Origin of the sequence: Chryseobacterium joostei (genome assembly GCF_003815775.1) — a bacterium.
GTDB lineage: Bacteria > Bacteroidota > Bacteroidia > Flavobacteriales > Weeksellaceae > Chryseobacterium > Chryseobacterium joostei.
The window spans coordinates 1,029,068-1,043,545 of sequence record NZ_CP033926.1; the positions used below are offsets into that span (position 1 = coordinate 1,029,068).

General features: G+C 33.5%; 16 protein-coding genes. 5 read left to right on the forward strand and 11 right to left on the reverse strand.

Annotation, left to right across the window (positions count from 1 at the left end; translation table 11 throughout):
* Positions 1-74 precede the first annotated feature (74 nt).
* The 3 genes from EG359_RS22365 (at position 75) to EG359_RS04840 (ending at position 2,631) form a co-directional block, all read left to right on the forward strand.
* On the forward strand, positions 75-1,379 hold the full coding sequence (locus EG359_RS22365) for a hypothetical protein (protein WP_076351435.1): 1,305 nt from the start codon (positions 75-77) through the stop codon (positions 1,377-1,379).
* A 17-nt stretch (positions 1,380-1,396) separates the two neighbouring features.
* The gene (locus EG359_RS04835; protein WP_076351433.1) at positions 1,397-1,951 is read left to right on the forward strand and encodes a DUF6705 family protein; all 555 of its coding nucleotides are present in this window, start codon (positions 1,397-1,399) and stop codon (positions 1,949-1,951) included.
* A 320-nt stretch (positions 1,952-2,271) separates the two neighbouring features.
* Positions 2,272-2,631, forward strand: a complete 360-nt coding sequence (locus EG359_RS04840; RefSeq protein WP_076351431.1) for a prevent-host-death protein — start codon at positions 2,272-2,274, stop codon at positions 2,629-2,631.
* A gap of 213 nt (positions 2,632-2,844) precedes the next feature.
* Here EG359_RS04840 and EG359_RS04845 read toward each other — a convergent pair whose 3' ends face one another.
* Positions 2,845-5,022, reverse strand: coding sequence for an ATP-binding protein (locus tag EG359_RS04845; RefSeq protein WP_076351429.1), 2,178 nt, complete (start codon positions 5,020-5,022; stop codon positions 2,845-2,847).
* Positions 5,023-5,593: 571 nt separating this feature from the next.
* Between EG359_RS04845 and EG359_RS04850 the strand changes: the two genes are divergently transcribed.
* Both EG359_RS04850 and EG359_RS04855 read left to right on the forward strand, forming a co-directional pair.
* Complete coding sequence (locus tag EG359_RS04850; protein ID WP_076351427.1) at positions 5,594-6,436, forward strand: M12 family metallopeptidase; 843 nt, start codon at positions 5,594-5,596, stop codon at positions 6,434-6,436.
* A 255-nt stretch (positions 6,437-6,691) separates the two neighbouring features.
* A complete protein-coding gene (locus EG359_RS04855) occupies positions 6,692-6,931 on the forward strand; it encodes a hypothetical protein (protein ID WP_076351425.1) in 240 nt (79 codons plus the stop codon).
* A 165-nt stretch (positions 6,932-7,096) separates the two neighbouring features.
* Here EG359_RS04855 and EG359_RS04860 read toward each other — a convergent pair whose 3' ends face one another.
* From EG359_RS04860 to EG359_RS04905, 10 genes are all read right to left on the reverse strand, one after another.
* Positions 7,097-7,777, reverse strand: a complete 681-nt coding sequence (locus tag EG359_RS04860; protein ID WP_076351423.1) for a MarR family winged helix-turn-helix transcriptional regulator — start codon at positions 7,775-7,777, stop codon at positions 7,097-7,099.
* 63 nt (positions 7,778-7,840) lie between these two features.
* A complete protein-coding gene (hemH, locus tag EG359_RS04865; protein ID WP_076351421.1) occupies positions 7,841-8,869 on the reverse strand; it encodes a ferrochelatase in 1,029 nt (342 codons plus the stop codon).
* Positions 8,870-8,904: 35 nt separating this feature from the next.
* Entirely contained in the window at positions 8,905-10,188 is a 1,284-nt protein-coding gene (locus tag EG359_RS04870; protein ID WP_228434879.1) for a cryptochrome/photolyase family protein, read from the reverse strand.
* Between the two features lie 242 nt (positions 10,189-10,430).
* A complete protein-coding gene (locus EG359_RS04875) occupies positions 10,431-10,730 on the reverse strand; it encodes a hypothetical protein (RefSeq protein WP_084180273.1) in 300 nt (99 codons plus the stop codon).
* Between the two features lie 102 nt (positions 10,731-10,832).
* The gene (ribA, locus tag EG359_RS04880) at positions 10,833-11,423 is read right to left on the reverse strand and encodes a GTP cyclohydrolase II (protein WP_076351417.1); all 591 of its coding nucleotides are present in this window, start codon (positions 11,421-11,423) and stop codon (positions 10,833-10,835) included.
* A 20-nt stretch (positions 11,424-11,443) separates the two neighbouring features.
* The gene (locus EG359_RS04885; RefSeq protein ID WP_076351415.1) at positions 11,444-11,992 is read right to left on the reverse strand and encodes a lipocalin family protein; all 549 of its coding nucleotides are present in this window, start codon (positions 11,990-11,992) and stop codon (positions 11,444-11,446) included.
* Positions 11,982-12,671, reverse strand: coding sequence for a lycopene cyclase domain-containing protein (locus tag EG359_RS04890; protein WP_076351413.1), 690 nt, complete (start codon positions 12,669-12,671; stop codon positions 11,982-11,984). The genes EG359_RS04885 and EG359_RS04890 overlap by 11 nt, the downstream gene beginning before the upstream one ends.
* A complete protein-coding gene (locus EG359_RS04895; RefSeq protein ID WP_076351411.1) occupies positions 12,668-13,120 on the reverse strand; it encodes a sterol desaturase family protein in 453 nt (150 codons plus the stop codon). Before EG359_RS04895 ends, EG359_RS04890 begins: the two co-directional genes overlap by 4 nt.
* A 2-nt stretch (positions 13,121-13,122) precedes the next feature.
* Positions 13,123-13,590 carry an SRPBCC family protein gene (locus tag EG359_RS04900; protein ID WP_076351409.1) on the reverse strand — a complete coding sequence of 156 codons (468 nt, stop codon included), beginning with the start codon at positions 13,588-13,590 and terminating at the stop codon, positions 13,123-13,125.
* Positions 13,591-13,640: 50 nt separating this feature from the next.
* On the reverse strand, positions 13,641-14,477 hold the full coding sequence (locus EG359_RS04905) for a phytoene/squalene synthase family protein (RefSeq protein ID WP_076351407.1): 837 nt from the start codon (positions 14,475-14,477) through the stop codon (positions 13,641-13,643).
* Position 14,478 lies beyond the last annotated feature (1 nt).

Genomic DNA, 14,478 nt, shown 5'->3' on the forward strand with positions numbered 1-14,478 from the left:
ATTTACTTTTATCACGTGATAAAAAATCACATCAAATAGAATTAATTATTATATTTACAAACACACAAATGCTTATGAAGAAAAATTTAGTCTATGGGCTTTTATTGCTCTCCACATTATCTGTTTCCCTTAATTCATGCAGGACAGATGAGATGCTAACAGGTACAGAACAAACCCAAAAGGAAAAAATCTCGTTTTTTGAACGCTTTGAAAAGGAAAAAAGTCTTTCAAAGAATGCAGGTTCCAGTAATTATGCAATACCCTTTGGAAACTCAATGTTGGCTTACTTTGAGAAGTATCCCGAAAAGAAAACAGAACTTGAAAACAAGTATGGAACAGTGGATCTTAGCGTATCTTCTCAAGATATAGGAGGAGATGAGGGAGACAATAGGAAACTTCTATTTTTCCCTATGCTCAAGGATGGAAAAGTAGTGGCTGTAATAGCCGGAGTGGTAAATGGAGAGAGAGATTATCTCTATTTTGATGTTCACCAAAACACAAATTCTGATGTTCTTTATCTTATTAATAAATTTCAAGACTATTATGACTCCAAGACGATTTCCCGAAATAGCAACAATCCAATTGATGTGGGAGAAGTTATTATTATTGTAACAAGACCTGTAAAATTGAATATGTATGACGGATGGGGTGGAAACGGTGGCCTTGGTAATCCCGGACATGACATGGGAGGCGGAAACGGGGATTTTGGAGGAAATGGTGGAGGTGGTGGCAATCCATACACGCCACAGACTCAGAATCCTTGTGAGAAAATGAAAGAACAAAACCAAAGTACTGAATTTAAGGACAAAGTAAAAGACTTAGATACTAAGGATAAGTTTGATAAGGATAAAGAATCAGGGTTTGCATCTGCTTATGGTCAGCCAAAAACAAATTATGAAACTTTGGCCAATACAGACAAAGGTAATGTGAAAATGCCAGAAGGAAATAAATATTTTGGTTTTATGCATACTCATTTGGATAAACAAGGAGTCGTGAAAATATTTTCACCGATGGATGTTTCAACATTCTTGACTACATGTGTAGGTAATGCAAAATCAAAAGGATCAATAACGGATGCATATGCAATGGTTATTACTTCTCAAGGAAATTATATTCTCAAGTATTCTGGTAATGGAAATACAGGAATGAATTCAAATTCGTTAGGTAATTGGAATTCATGGTATGTTGATACATTTGAACGTCTAACTCAGGAAGAACTTAATAATCCTACAAAAATAGAAGAGTTATTTACACAGTTTTTAGAACAAGTTGTAAAAGTCGATGGGTTAGATATATATAAAAGTGAAAAAGAAACAGGCACTCCCTCAAAACTAAATTATGATGGAAAAGACAAGCCTGCTAAGCCAACCCCTTGTTAAAATTAATTTCAATAATTATGAAAAATATATTTTTTATTATATGCTTTTTTGTTGGTACTTTTTACAATGCACAACAAATTTACTCACTTAGACCAACAGAAATTAGCCTTGATGCTAATTCTTATGAGAAAGATACTAACAATGAACTTCCCTTTTATGAGGGTACTTGGAAAGGAAATTGGAATAATAAAACCATTTTTATAACTTTTACAAAGCTTACTCATAAATATGATCCTAAATTTAATCGTTATAGAGATTATTTAGTTGGAAAGTTTAAAGTGATAAATTCAAATGGAAATGTAATTTTTGATAATACTAATTTCACAGATGATAATTCAAAAATAAAAGGTGTTAGCTTTAGAAAATATGGTGATAAATACTCTCTATCATATATTGATTCTGACCTATGTGATATTACAGGTGGTATAGCTATTAATTTCACAGATTCATCCAAGACACAACTTAATTGGAAACTTAACTATGGAAGTAACATGATAACAAACGAATGTCCATATTACAACACCCAAATTCCAGAAGCTTTACCAAAAACTATTATTCTAACAAAACAATAAATAATTTTAAATACAAAAAAAGCGCTCAATTAGAGCGCTTTTCTTATACAGTTAGCTTATAGATCATACTATCTTCATATCCTGAACTATATTTAACTGAAAAATTATTATTTCATATAACATTTTAAGTCTTCATTTAAAATCGCTCTCTTAGTTGAATTAGAATCCTATATTTCAATTAATTATCAACAAAAACTATATTTTCTCAATGCCTTATTTATGATGTATTGAATAAAATTCAATCATTATGATGGGAACCTTCTATTAAAATACGCTGTTATTTGTTATAATTAAGCCTATATTTACCAAAATTTAAAATAATGAATTATAAGCTTGAGCTCAATACTCAAGAGCCTAACTCTAAAATTGTTTTTCACAACATCCTATTTGATGCATTTAAGATTAATGTTGTTGAAAGATTTATTGGGTCTATGAAGTCTCGTCCAACACTGTGTGAAGTTTTATTTAAAGTAAGAACTATAGACAATGAGCTCATTAAAAGAAAGGACAATAACATCAGGGTGAAGATTAAGGGAGATGATTTTGAAACCTATCAAAAACTAACGAGGGTTTTGAGTTCTTATGAGTATAAAAATAAACTGATCAATAGAAAAGAGGCTGAGCAGAATTATGTTCATTTCATTTTGAGCTTAGTTATTGCTAATTATAATCTGAATTAATATTTTCGGTAATTAAATTCTATGGCACGGGCTCAACGCTCGTGTCTTTTTTTCAATTCTACTCTATTTTTATTTCTGCTACACTCTGATTATTAGATTAATTGGGCTATTTTTCATGAATCCTATTCCTGATTAATTTTATAACAATATATTCATCATAGTGAAAACTAAAATTTTAAATCCCTAACGTTCAAAAAGCATTAAAAGCCTTTATTATAGAGGAACGTTGGTAAATTCAATAAAAAAACAAGTTCCTATATTCATCTTACTCTCAACGAAGATCTTAGCTCCTAAACGATCTGCTATTCTTTTCACAATGGATAATCCAATCCCTGCCCCTTCAAATCCTACAGTATTAGGCATTCGTCTAAAAATTTCAAAGATATTGGCCCCATGACTCAAATCAATACCAATACCGTTATCTCGAATTTCATAGATAACCGATAAACCTTTTCTATAGCTTTTAACCTCTACAAGAGGGTATTCTTCTTGAGAGCTATATTTAACAGCATTACCAATAAGATTTAAAAACATTTGATAAAGGAGTGTTCTTTCACCCGGAATTGCTATTGTTTCCCCAAGAATAAATTTAAGATTTTCACTTTCATATTGTTTCTTTGTGTTCTCCAAAATATCCATTATTTTTCTTTCCGGATTAATCATTTCAAGCTCAAAATGGATGTAAGTAGACTGTGAAAGTTCATAAACCTTATCCATCATCTCGGTCATAAGCCGAGTTGAATTAAGAATATTAGTTGCCAGCCTATTGAACAATTTGCTTTTGTCTTCTTCGCGGTTAAGAATCATATCTGCTGACAAATTAATCATCGCCAGAGGATTTTTAAGATCATGAGTGAGTATATACCCAAAGGTATCTAACGCACTATTTGCACGGATAAGTTCTCTGTTCAATTTGAAGATCTCCCCAGCTCTTTGGGTAATTGCCTGTCGGATAACGTATGCTATTTTTTCAAGAAATGCGAGTTCTCTTATTTTCCAGTTTGTAGCCGCCCCTTTGGTCATTTTTTTCCAGCTTTCAAAAGATGTTCGTGGACTAGGATAAGAAACCTGGCTTCCTTCAGGTGTTATAAAAAATTTTTCTGGCTTTCCGGCCCATATTTCCTCAACAATATTTTCTTTTCGAAAAAGGTAGAGAAACCATTTATTTCCAGGAAGTAAACTGATCCGAATCACACCAGGAAAGTAAGTATCATCCTCATATCCTGATTGAAGGTAATTAAATTGGTTTGTAGAGAAAAAACCTTCCTCTTCTTTATTTAAAAGAGAATCATCTATTATTTTTATTCCATTTTTATCGGGAGCCTCCCCTATACGGCTCAACTCACCATTATACTTCAGAACAATACCGTCAGCCGCAACAATATCCATGATTTTTGGGGCATATTTTTTTAGAACACCCTCAAAATCATACTGTAGTAAAAGTTCGGCTTTAAGATCCCTTTCAACAGCTGCCATGATCTTATGGGCAGTAATCAATTCTTTTTGATTCTCCAAAAGGTGACAGTTTGCAGCATACTGCGCCAAGAAAGCACATAAGTTTCTCTGTTCAAGATCAACATGTTTAGGCTTTATATTTTGACAGGTAACCAATCCCCAAAGTTTTTCTTCAATTATGATTGAAAAGCTAGCGCTGGCATAGGTATTTGTATTACGAAGATACTGCAGATGTATAGGCGAAAAAGCTCTAAGGCTACAATAGCTCAAATCTAGTTTATCAGGAGAAACTCCAAGAATATCAAATATTCGCCCATCTACATTCGAAACATTACGGGCAGGAAACCTTGCATACAGCTCGCGAGCCTGTATAGGGATATCAAATTCAGGATATCGAAATGACAAGAAAGAGGATAGTTCTTCATTTTTTGATTCTGCAATTACCTGTCCGCTATTGTCCTCAAGGAATTGATAAACCATTGCACGGTCAAAACCCGTTATTTCTTTGATCAGACCGGTCAGTGTCTGCCAACCGTCTTCACTACGCTCAAGTTCCTTTGCATAATTATTTAAATCTGTAAATTTTACCACATAATCATTACAAACTTCAATTTCAAAAAATATTTTTTTATCATATTGATAAATACAGATATAGTATTCTTGATTATGAATAGAAATACGCTCTGTAAACCTTTTAAGTGGGACAGATGTATGTTTCTCTATTTCAGGGATCATAAATCTGCCGTCATCAACAATCAAATTCAGCAATTGACCTATTGTAATCCCCAATATTTTATCAAAGGAAAGCTCTGTAATTTCAACCGCGTTACTGCTGGCTGCAATACATATATCATTTTCAAAAACAAATAGATAACCAAAATACTGGATTTTTCCGCAAAGATGTATTTGCTCTTCATGACATCCAACCTGAAGCATAATTTCCTTATTTAAAATAAAACTGTAATATTCAAAAACCTTTAAGAGTGTTATGATTAAGAATACAGCTAAACACGCTGAATAAACGATATCGAATATATTTACTAAAATACTAAACTATAATTAAAATACAGAAATTTATTTCTTCAATTGAAATCTTATTATCATTATCAGTAAAACTCAAGATTCATCTTTTCATTTCGCCTTTTCCTCAAAAACAACTACGCACTTAAATCACTTAATTTTGATTTTTCATAAACAAAACTTAACTAAAATGAAATTATTTAGCGAAATTCGTACTCATAATACGCTTAATTTTATTTAATATACAATACAATAATGCAAATATGAGACAGTATAAGATTGAAATTATATAACTCTACACGTATGAAATCCCTTTATAGAAAGGCAATTAAGTTAATGTAGTACCTGTGTAGATATACCCTAATCGTAATTTACAAAAGAAAAAAAGGAAGAGAATTAATTTTTATTATAGTTTTAATTCACACATAATGGATTATCTATTTTCTTACTCATTAAAAAAAATTAATCAACATAAAACACCAACATTATGGAATTACACAAGAAAATTTTATTAGGATCATTTATTTCAATGGCTATAGTATCATGTAATACTACCAATGATAATGTGGATGAAAAAATACCACAAGACCAACAATCGCTTTCAGCACTACAAACCATTCCAAAAGCAGATATTCCCGCAGGTTTCGAAAACACACAAATGTGTAAAGATGTTTATCTTCCCGGAGAGGATCATATTCCCGGAACAACTTCAAGGGGAGCAGTTATTACCAATAAAAAATGGACAAATGGGAGTGTTATCACGGTAGGTCTTTACGGAGGTAGCACTTACGTTCGCAACAAGGTGATACAATACGCTAAGGAATGGTCCAAATATGCCAATATTACTTTTAATTTTGTTACCAGCGGAACACCGCAGATTCGTGTAACATTTACCTCTGGTGCCGGATCTTATTCATATATAGGAAAAGATGCTCTTAGTATAGCATCCAATAAAGAAACCATGAACTTCGGCTGGTTTACCGATACCACAAGTGACACCGAATTCAGCAGAACAGTCATTCATGAATTTGGCCATGCTCTTGGGATGATTCATGAGCATCAGCATCCTTTAGCAGCTATTCCGTGGGATAAGCCAAAAGTATATGCCTATTATGCAGGTGCTCCAAATTACTGGACTCAAGCTCAGGTAGACAATAACCTTTTTGCAAAGTATTCAACTTCACAAACACAATATAGCGCTTATGACACCCAATCTATTATGCATTATAGCATCAGCTCAACGCTAACCACAAACGGATTCAGTGTGGGTAACAATACCGTTTTATCTGCAACAGACAAACAATTTATCGGAACAGTATATCCAAAATAAGAAATCTACTTATCTCAATATGAGTCTACCTTGTGTGAAATCAGGGTAGACTTTGCTTTTGTTTATAATGGAGCAAAATAGATTTTCTGATTTATGTTCTTATATTTACATTAAATGAGTCGAGAAAAGTATATAGAACTATCTCTTACACCCAAATATAAAAATCCAAATTAAGAAAAATAGAAATAAAATTATCACCCGCTAAGCTAAAAGCAGCCCAGTGGATGACTAGAAAACAACAAAAATAACATACTTATGTTCTTTGGAGAATTAAATTTTACAACAGAAAAACCGACTGAAAGCGGTTACTACTTCGTAATTTGGAATAAATACGAGGAAAAGCTTTTATTATGGATTGATTACACCATTACAAATGGAGAAAAGCATTGGTTTTGGCGATATACTCAAACAGATGAACCTAGAGACATAACTTTTGATGTTCACAATACTGAACACCCTCAATTTTCTGAGAGAATCCCAACCTCAGATGAATAAAAAAAAAACTGAAAAGGGGTTAAAAGTGACCAAAAAGACACAGTTCTGAATACCTTTATGAGGACTTGACTAAATTTTTAAATATCCCCTACATTTTGCAATACTACAGCAGTATCACTAAATGAATTGAAATATTTGATTACCCATTAAATTTTAAAGTAAACACTAAGAATCCTTAAATGTATACTCATTATACACTGTATTGATGAGCTGATCAGCATTAATATTTCGTGAAAAAATAGGGTAATGAAAGCGATCCAGTTTATTTAAAATACGGATAAGTTCCATCTTTTCATGATAATTGAGATTTCCGGCTACGATATTGGTTGCCTGACGAATCTTTTCCATTTGATTTTCCAGGATCAATAATCCTCTTTCAGTAATACGGATTAACTTACTGCGTTTATCCAAATCAGAATCTGTTTGTTCAATAAGTCCCTGGCGTAGCAGTCTGCCAATAATAAGCATACCCACGGGTTTATCATGAATGTTTTTTTTGATAAGTGCCATCTTACTCATCTCACCAAAAGCTTTCAGATTAATCAAATAAATAAAGTCTTCCTGGGTAGAGAATTCTGAATCTGAGATTGCAGATTTTGAGTATGTTTTCGCATATCGGTTAAGATGAACAAGCAATGTACTTATAGCACTTTCCGGGGTTCTTCCATTTTCTTTCCCATCCCAATAAGGTTCTTCAGAATGATTTTCCGGCTTACTATTATCCTTATCAGAAATCCATGCTTTAAAACCTTGAATCGTTCCCGGATACAAATCAGGACAAACCTGAACCTCGGCTTCAAACTCCTGTAGTAAGTCTATAAAATCTTTAATAAGTGTATAATTCATATCCGTTAAATAGTTTACAAAAATACCTAATTCTTTAAAGAGTTACGCAATATATGATCAAAACTATAGTAAATAGAATTGATTAAGCTGCTCTTCACACAATATACGAACGACTTCAATCCAACGATCCTCATCATTCAGACAAGGTATATAGGTGAAAGTTTCACCACCAGCTTCCAGAAACTGCTCTTTTCCTTCAACAGAGATTTCTTCCAGAGTTTCCAGACAGTCTGAAACAAACGCCGGACAAACAATCGCAAGATTTTTAATTCCTTTTTGTGGAATAGTTTCCAAGGTATGGTCCGTATAAGGCTCTATCCATTTGTCTTTTCCTAATCTGGACTGAAAAGAAACAATTATTTTATCTTTGGGCAATTCAAGCTTTCTGGCAACCCTATCGGTAGTACTAAAACACTGGTGTCGATAACAAAATGAATGACTGGGATTCGTGTCTTTATAACAGCAATCGTTCATATTACACGTCTTTGTTGGATCTGTTTTGTAAATATGCCGTTCAGGAACGCCATGGTAAGAAAATAATAAAGCATCAAAATTTTCTGGAAGCTTCTCTCTGATACTTTCCGCCAGACAGTCCGTATACAGATCCCGGTTATAAAAAGGTTGTACGTAGTTGATTCTTACACCTTGGAATTTTTTCTTTCTGATCTCTTCTGCTTTTTCAATAACAGTTTCAGTGGTGCTCATTGCATATTGTGGATAAAGAGGAAACAGTACAATTTCTGTGACTCCTTTTTCAACAAGATTCCTGATACCTGTTTCAATGCTTGGTTCCGCATATCTCATTCCTATTTCCACAGGCACATCCATCAGTTTTTGAAGCTTTTTGCGAATCTTTTCCGTAATAACGATCAATGGCGAACCCTCATCAGTCCATACCGTTTTATAGGCTTCGGCAGATTTAGCAGGTCTTGTTTTCAGGATAATTCCCTGAACAAGAAGTGCCCGAAAGATCCAACGATAGTCAATTACCCTTTCATCCATCAAAAATTCATCCAGATATTCCTTTACATCTTCTACCGCAGTAGATCTCGGAGAACCAAGATTGATCAATAAAATTCCTTTTTTAGCCAATGTTATTTATTTATTAGTGAATAATTATACTAAGATTATTCTGCCAAAGCTTCTTTGTAAGCCTTTAATGCTCTTTCTCTGGCTTTTTTGTGTTCCACGATGGGCTCTTCCCTATAATCTTCCGGAAGCCACTTTCTGATATATTGAGCATCTTTGTCAAACTTTTTTGTTTGTTCATAGGGATTGAATATCCTGAAATAAGGCGCAGCATCACAACCACAACCTGCAGCCCATTGCCAGTTTCCATTATTGGCAGCCAAATCGTAGTCCAGCAGCTTTTCGGCAAAATAAGCCTCTCCCCATCTCCAATCAATAAGCAGATGTTTAGTAAGAAAACTTGCCGTGATCATTCTTACCCTGTTGTGCATAAATCCGGTTTCATTGAGCTGCCTCATTCCGGCATCTACAATTGGATATCCGGTTTTACCTTCACACCACTCCTTAAATTCTTTTTCATTATTCCTCCAAGCAATATTTTCATATTTCTTTTTAAAGCACTGATGAACAACACTTGGAAAATGATACAAAATCTGCATGAAAAATTCTCTCCAGATAAGTTCATTAAGCCATACTTCATTATGCTTAACTGCATATTGTACACATTTCCGGATCGAAATGGTTCCAAAACGAAGTGCAGTCCCAAGATGACTAGTATGATCCAATGCAGGGAAATCCCGGTACTTACCGTAAGAATCTATTATACTATGGTCCAGTTCCGGTATTGCAAATTCAAGATCTGTTTTCTCAAATCCAATTTCTTTTAATGAAATAATTTCCGAAGACCCGCTATAATTTGCAAAATGAGCACAGTTTGTGGTAACCGTTTCTATATTTTTCAAATTTTCCTTCCATTTCTTTGAGTATGGGGTAAAAACAGTATAGGGAGAAAGATCATTTTTCAAGATATTATTTTTTTCAAAAATAACCTGATCCTTAAAATTTTTAAATTGAATATGATGCTTCAACAGCAAATCAGCCACCTGCCTGTCCCGTTGTATGGCTTTTGGCTCATAATCCCTGTTGCTAAAAACGGTATCAATATTAAAATCCTGAATTATTTTCTTAAAGACCGCAATTGGAGTACCATAATAAACATAAAGCCCACTGTTATGTTTTTTCAGCTCTTTATGAATCTGCTGTAAGGCCTGATGAATATAATCTACTCTTTTGTCATTTTTATTCTGAAGCTGGTTCAGTATATCAGTATCAAAAATAAAAACCGGAATAACCTTTAATCCTGAATTAAGTGCATGATGAAGCCCTGTATTATCATCCAGCCTAAGATCTCTTCTGAACCAAAAAACATTCACCCTATTCATGATTTTATCTGTTTAAAAAATTAGATATTTGATTTTTAAAATAAAATACAAATATACTAATAAACAAACAAAAAAGAATATTAATAAACCAATATTTATATCATATAAATTCCAGAGATGAAATACGGGTAAAAAAGAATGAGTATGGAAACAACCTTAAATTAAGATATAAATAAACTAAATATTTAGCTGAAATAATAAATGCCCGGAACTAAAAGTTCCGGGCATTTATTAAACTAACATTAATTGGTTTTCTTTCTCCATTCTGCTTTCACATCTTCCGCAGCATCTTTGGTACTTTCCCAAGCTTCATCAGCCTTATCTTTGATATCTTCCCACGCATCGGAAAAGTTTGACTTCACTCTATCTAACCAGTCTTCCTGAGTTGCTTCCTCATCATTATCTCTTTTTTCATTGATATAATCTTTAGCTTTGTCTGCTAACTCATTGATTTTCCATTTTGCCTCATCAGCCGCATTTTTTAAAGAGTTTTTTGTTTGATCTACTGCATTTTCCGCTTTGTTGTAATCTGAATTATTCATAATATAATATTTTAGTAATTGGTATATAAATAAACAATCTTCATGCCTAAAAAATAATTATTGTGTTAAAAAAATATTAAAATTAAATTTGAATCTACTAGCCTAAAGTTTTTCCAAGAAATGACCGAAGTAATCCTTTTTTTTAATGAGATAACTTTCATTCACTTCATTAGAAGCAATTTCCAGAGGAATTCTGCTATTGAGAATGATTTCACTATTCTCTATAGATTTGATCTTATCCGGATTATTGGTTAATAGATTGATCTCTCTGATCTTTAGAATATTCAGCATTTCAACTGCTATATCAAAGTTTCTTCCATCTGCCGGAAGCCCCAGCTTCAAATTGGCCTCAACAGTATCTAACCCCTTTTCCTGAAGCGCATAAGCCTTAAGCTTATTAATAATTCCAATATTTCTTCCTTCCTGTCTGAGATAGATGATAACTCCACCATTTTCCGACATATATTTCATAGCAACATCCAGCTGTTGCCCGCATTCACATTTTTTTGAATGAAAAACTTCTCCAGTAATACATTCCGAATGAAAACGTACATTTACAGTTCTGGAAAAGTCTGTATTTTCTGCCACCAAAACCAAGTGGGGAGTCCAGTCTTCTTCACTCTCTGAAAATGCATATACAGTGAATATCCCATAATCTGTAGGTATTTTTGATCGTGCCTGTATTTTAAGCATATGTATCGATTTTAAGTTGTTTATTTATTGAACGGACTTTTTTTATCCTGTTTTACCCATATAAGTTTCGATGTATCATAACCAATCTCCTGAGCTTTAGAGATAAAAAGCTGTTTTACATTATCCGGAAGCGTTTTCTCACGTGAAAGAATCCACAGATAGTCTAAATTTTTCCCGGCCACCAATGCATATTTATAATCTTCCAGTGCCACTACGTTATATCCGGCATAAAAAGGTCCGAAAAAACTCACTTTCAGAGCTGCAGTATTCTTGTCTCCTCTAAATTTAGCTGTACCATCTACAGAAACCCATTTTTCCTTTTTAAAATTATATCCGCTGTTGACAACTTTTACACTTCCGTCAGCATTAAGACTATATTGAGCCATTGCATTATCAAGATCTTTTTCAAAACGATAGTCAAATCTTGCTATTTCGTACCATGTACCTAAATACCTGTTGACATCAAACTGATTGACAGGCTGTGCTTTTTCAGGCATAGAAGAACAAGAGGCCAAATTATTTAATAGCCCGAAACTGATTAATACAATAAGAATTATTCTATTTTTCATTTTTAGTTATTTTTTTAAAGAAATAAATATTTAATAAAAACTGGCTGTAACCGTAAACGGCATCTTCAACTGGTATAGTCCCCATTCTAACGCCTAAAAAGTCTCCAGGATTATAATTCACAACAGGCGAAGGAATTAAAGATCCTGTAAGAATCCCATTCACTGCAAAAAAACCAGGCATTAAAACCATATATACAAAACTAGCCTTTGCTATCCATTCTTTTTGGACGATAAAATGCAAATAACAAAGGGTGATTATCGTTACAATTACTGTAAGCAAAGTGTATATTCTCTCATAATAAAGAAGCCCAAAGACACAAAGAACAATAACCGCTGTAAATACAATGAGATTATTTAAAATGCCTGCCCAATCAAGATTAAAAAACTTTTCCAGACAGTAGTACGTAAAAACACAGGCGAAAGGTATGCAGTAAAAAAACAGCCATTCTTCAATAGGAAGCCCTGCTATTTTAAATCCTAAGGTATATTTGAGATCAAACCACCAGACTCCTTTTGCAGTAAACCAGATATCCCAGATAATAAAAGGAATTGCCACGATGGTTGATGACAGCAAAAATTTCCCAAAAAGTTTATTAAACTGTATTCTTCCGTCAAAAGATGCCAAAAAGCAGATAATGACAGTGAAAAAATTAATCAGTATGTAAGTATAAGACATCATTTTTTATTGAAATACATTTTAAAATATTTAAAAGGAACCCACAGAAAGCCAAAGCATTCTCCATCTTCTTTCCCCAGATGTCTGTGATGCTGTTTATGAGCACGTCTGATCGCAAGGAAATATGGGTTCTTTGTTTTGGTAAAAACCTTTGCTCTTTGATGAATAAAAATATCATGTACAAAGAAATAAGCCATTCCGTAAAGACTTATTCCCAGACCAATGAAAAACCAATAACTGAATTGCTGTTTTACTCCAAGGTATAATAAAGCAATAGCCGGGCTTGCAAAAATGAAAAAAAACAAATCATTTCTTTCAAGTTTCCCGTAATGGCTATGATCATGATGATCCCGATGCAGCCCCCACAGAAAGCCATGCATAATATATCGGTGGATAAGCCATGTAGCACCCTCCATGGAAATAAACACACCCAAAACGATCAGAAAATTCATTTTTAATTATGCTTATTGTTAAACAAATCATTCAACACTCTGTATCTGAAATCGAAAATACTTTTGAGCTTTTGTTTTACGAATAACTGATGCGCTATTTTACCTAAAATACCCATCGGAAGTTCATAATCTACAGTATCTTTCATGAGCACTCCATTCTCATTAGGAATAAATTCATGAAAATGATTCCAGTGCTTGTACGGACCTTCTTTCTGAAAATCCGTAAAACTTTTATAATCTTCTACCTGGCTGATGACAGTCTTCCACCTCATCGGAATTCCCAGTACAGGAGAAACTGTATAATCTATTTCCATTCCTTTAAAAATAGGCTCATCCTGAACATCTGAAAGAACGACAAAATTCATGCTTTCAGGGGTTATTTCCGATAAATTATGAGGGGATGAAAAAAAATCCCATGCCTTTTCAATATTACAATTGAGCTGTTGCTCTCTGTATAATCTGTACATCATTTATTTTATTTATCATTAAAAAATCATTCTTAAAACACAGAACCCAGCGATCAAAAATAAGCGGATTTATAACGGATATAGCTTTTGAATGCAACCAATAACTTTTGTGAATTGGCAATTCTGATTCTTTGCTGCAAGATATTCTGGGAACTTGTTTTTTTTATTTTTTCAAACAGAGAAAGATAATATCTATATGCCAGGTATACTCCAAAAATGGAAGAACCCGGCAGTTTTTTAATTCCCTGTAATGCTTCTTTAAACTCTTCTTCAATTTCCTTTTCAATCAGGGCTTTTAATGTATTATCAAAGACTGACATATTCATGGATGGGAAATAGGTTCGTCCTAAAATCTGATAGTCATCTTTCAGATCCCGCAAAAAATTAACTTTCTGAAAAGCAGAACCAAGTTTCATTGCAAATGGTTTAAGCTCCTCAAACTGCTGTTTATTTCCATCTGTAAATATTTGCAAACACATCAAACCAACCACTTCTGCTGAACCATAGATATACACGTTATACAAAGCGGAATTATAATCTAATTTTTGAAGATCCATTTCCATGCTGTGTAAAAACTGATTGATCAGCTGCTTATCGATATCATACTGGTGAACAGTTTCCTGAAAGGAATGTAAAATCGGATTAAGAGAAATACCATCTTCCAGTGCCTCGTAGGTTTCCGACTTTAATCTCTTCAGAAGTTTCTCTTTATCATAGCCATGGAAACTGTCTACAATTTCATCTGCAAGACGCACATAACCATAAACAGCATAAATAGCCGGTCTGATCGAGGGCTTGAGTGCCAATATTCCTAATGAAAAACTGGTACTGTATTTTTGTGTAGTGTACTTACTCACTTCGTAAGACAATTCATCAAACAGTTTTTTCATA

Coding starts and splice junctions, on each gene's coding strand:
- EG359_RS04845 (WP_076351429.1), bottom strand. CDS start 5,022: ATGCTTCAGGTTGGATGTCATGAAGAGCAAATACATCTTTGCGGAAAA.
- EG359_RS04875 (WP_084180273.1), bottom strand. CDS start 10,730: ATGAATAATTCAGATTACAACAAAGCGGAAAATGCAGTAGATCAAACA.
- EG359_RS04860 (WP_076351423.1), bottom strand. CDS start 7,777: ATGAATTATACACTTATTAAAGATTTTATAGACTTACTACAGGAGTTT.
- EG359_RS04890 (WP_076351413.1), bottom strand. CDS start 12,671: ATGATGTCTTATACTTACATACTGATTAATTTTTTCACTGTCATTATC.
- ribA (WP_076351417.1), bottom strand. CDS start 11,423: ATGCTTAAAATACAGGCACGATCAAAAATACCTACAGATTATGGGATA.
- EG359_RS04850 (WP_076351427.1), top strand. CDS start 5,594: ATGGAATTACACAAGAAAATTTTATTAGGATCATTTATTTCAATGGCT.
- EG359_RS04905 (WP_076351407.1), bottom strand. CDS start 14,477: ATGAAAAAACTGTTTGATGAATTGTCTTACGAAGTGAGTAAGTACACT.
- EG359_RS04835 (WP_076351433.1), top strand. CDS start 1,397: ATGAAAAATATATTTTTTATTATATGCTTTTTTGTTGGTACTTTTTAC.
- EG359_RS04840 (WP_076351431.1), top strand. CDS start 2,272: ATGAATTATAAGCTTGAGCTCAATACTCAAGAGCCTAACTCTAAAATT.
- EG359_RS04895 (WP_076351411.1), bottom strand. CDS start 13,120: ATGAATTTTCTGATCGTTTTGGGTGTGTTTATTTCCATGGAGGGTGCT.
- EG359_RS22365 (WP_076351435.1), top strand. CDS start 75: ATGAAGAAAAATTTAGTCTATGGGCTTTTATTGCTCTCCACATTATCT.
- EG359_RS04885 (WP_076351415.1), bottom strand. CDS start 11,992: ATGAAAAATAGAATAATTCTTATTGTATTAATCAGTTTCGGGCTATTA.
- EG359_RS04855 (WP_076351425.1), top strand. CDS start 6,692: ATGTTCTTTGGAGAATTAAATTTTACAACAGAAAAACCGACTGAAAGC.
- EG359_RS04870 (WP_228434879.1), bottom strand. CDS start 10,188: ATGAATAGGGTGAATGTTTTTTGGTTCAGAAGAGATCTTAGGCTGGAT.
- EG359_RS04900 (WP_076351409.1), bottom strand. CDS start 13,590: ATGATGTACAGATTATACAGAGAGCAACAGCTCAATTGTAATATTGAA.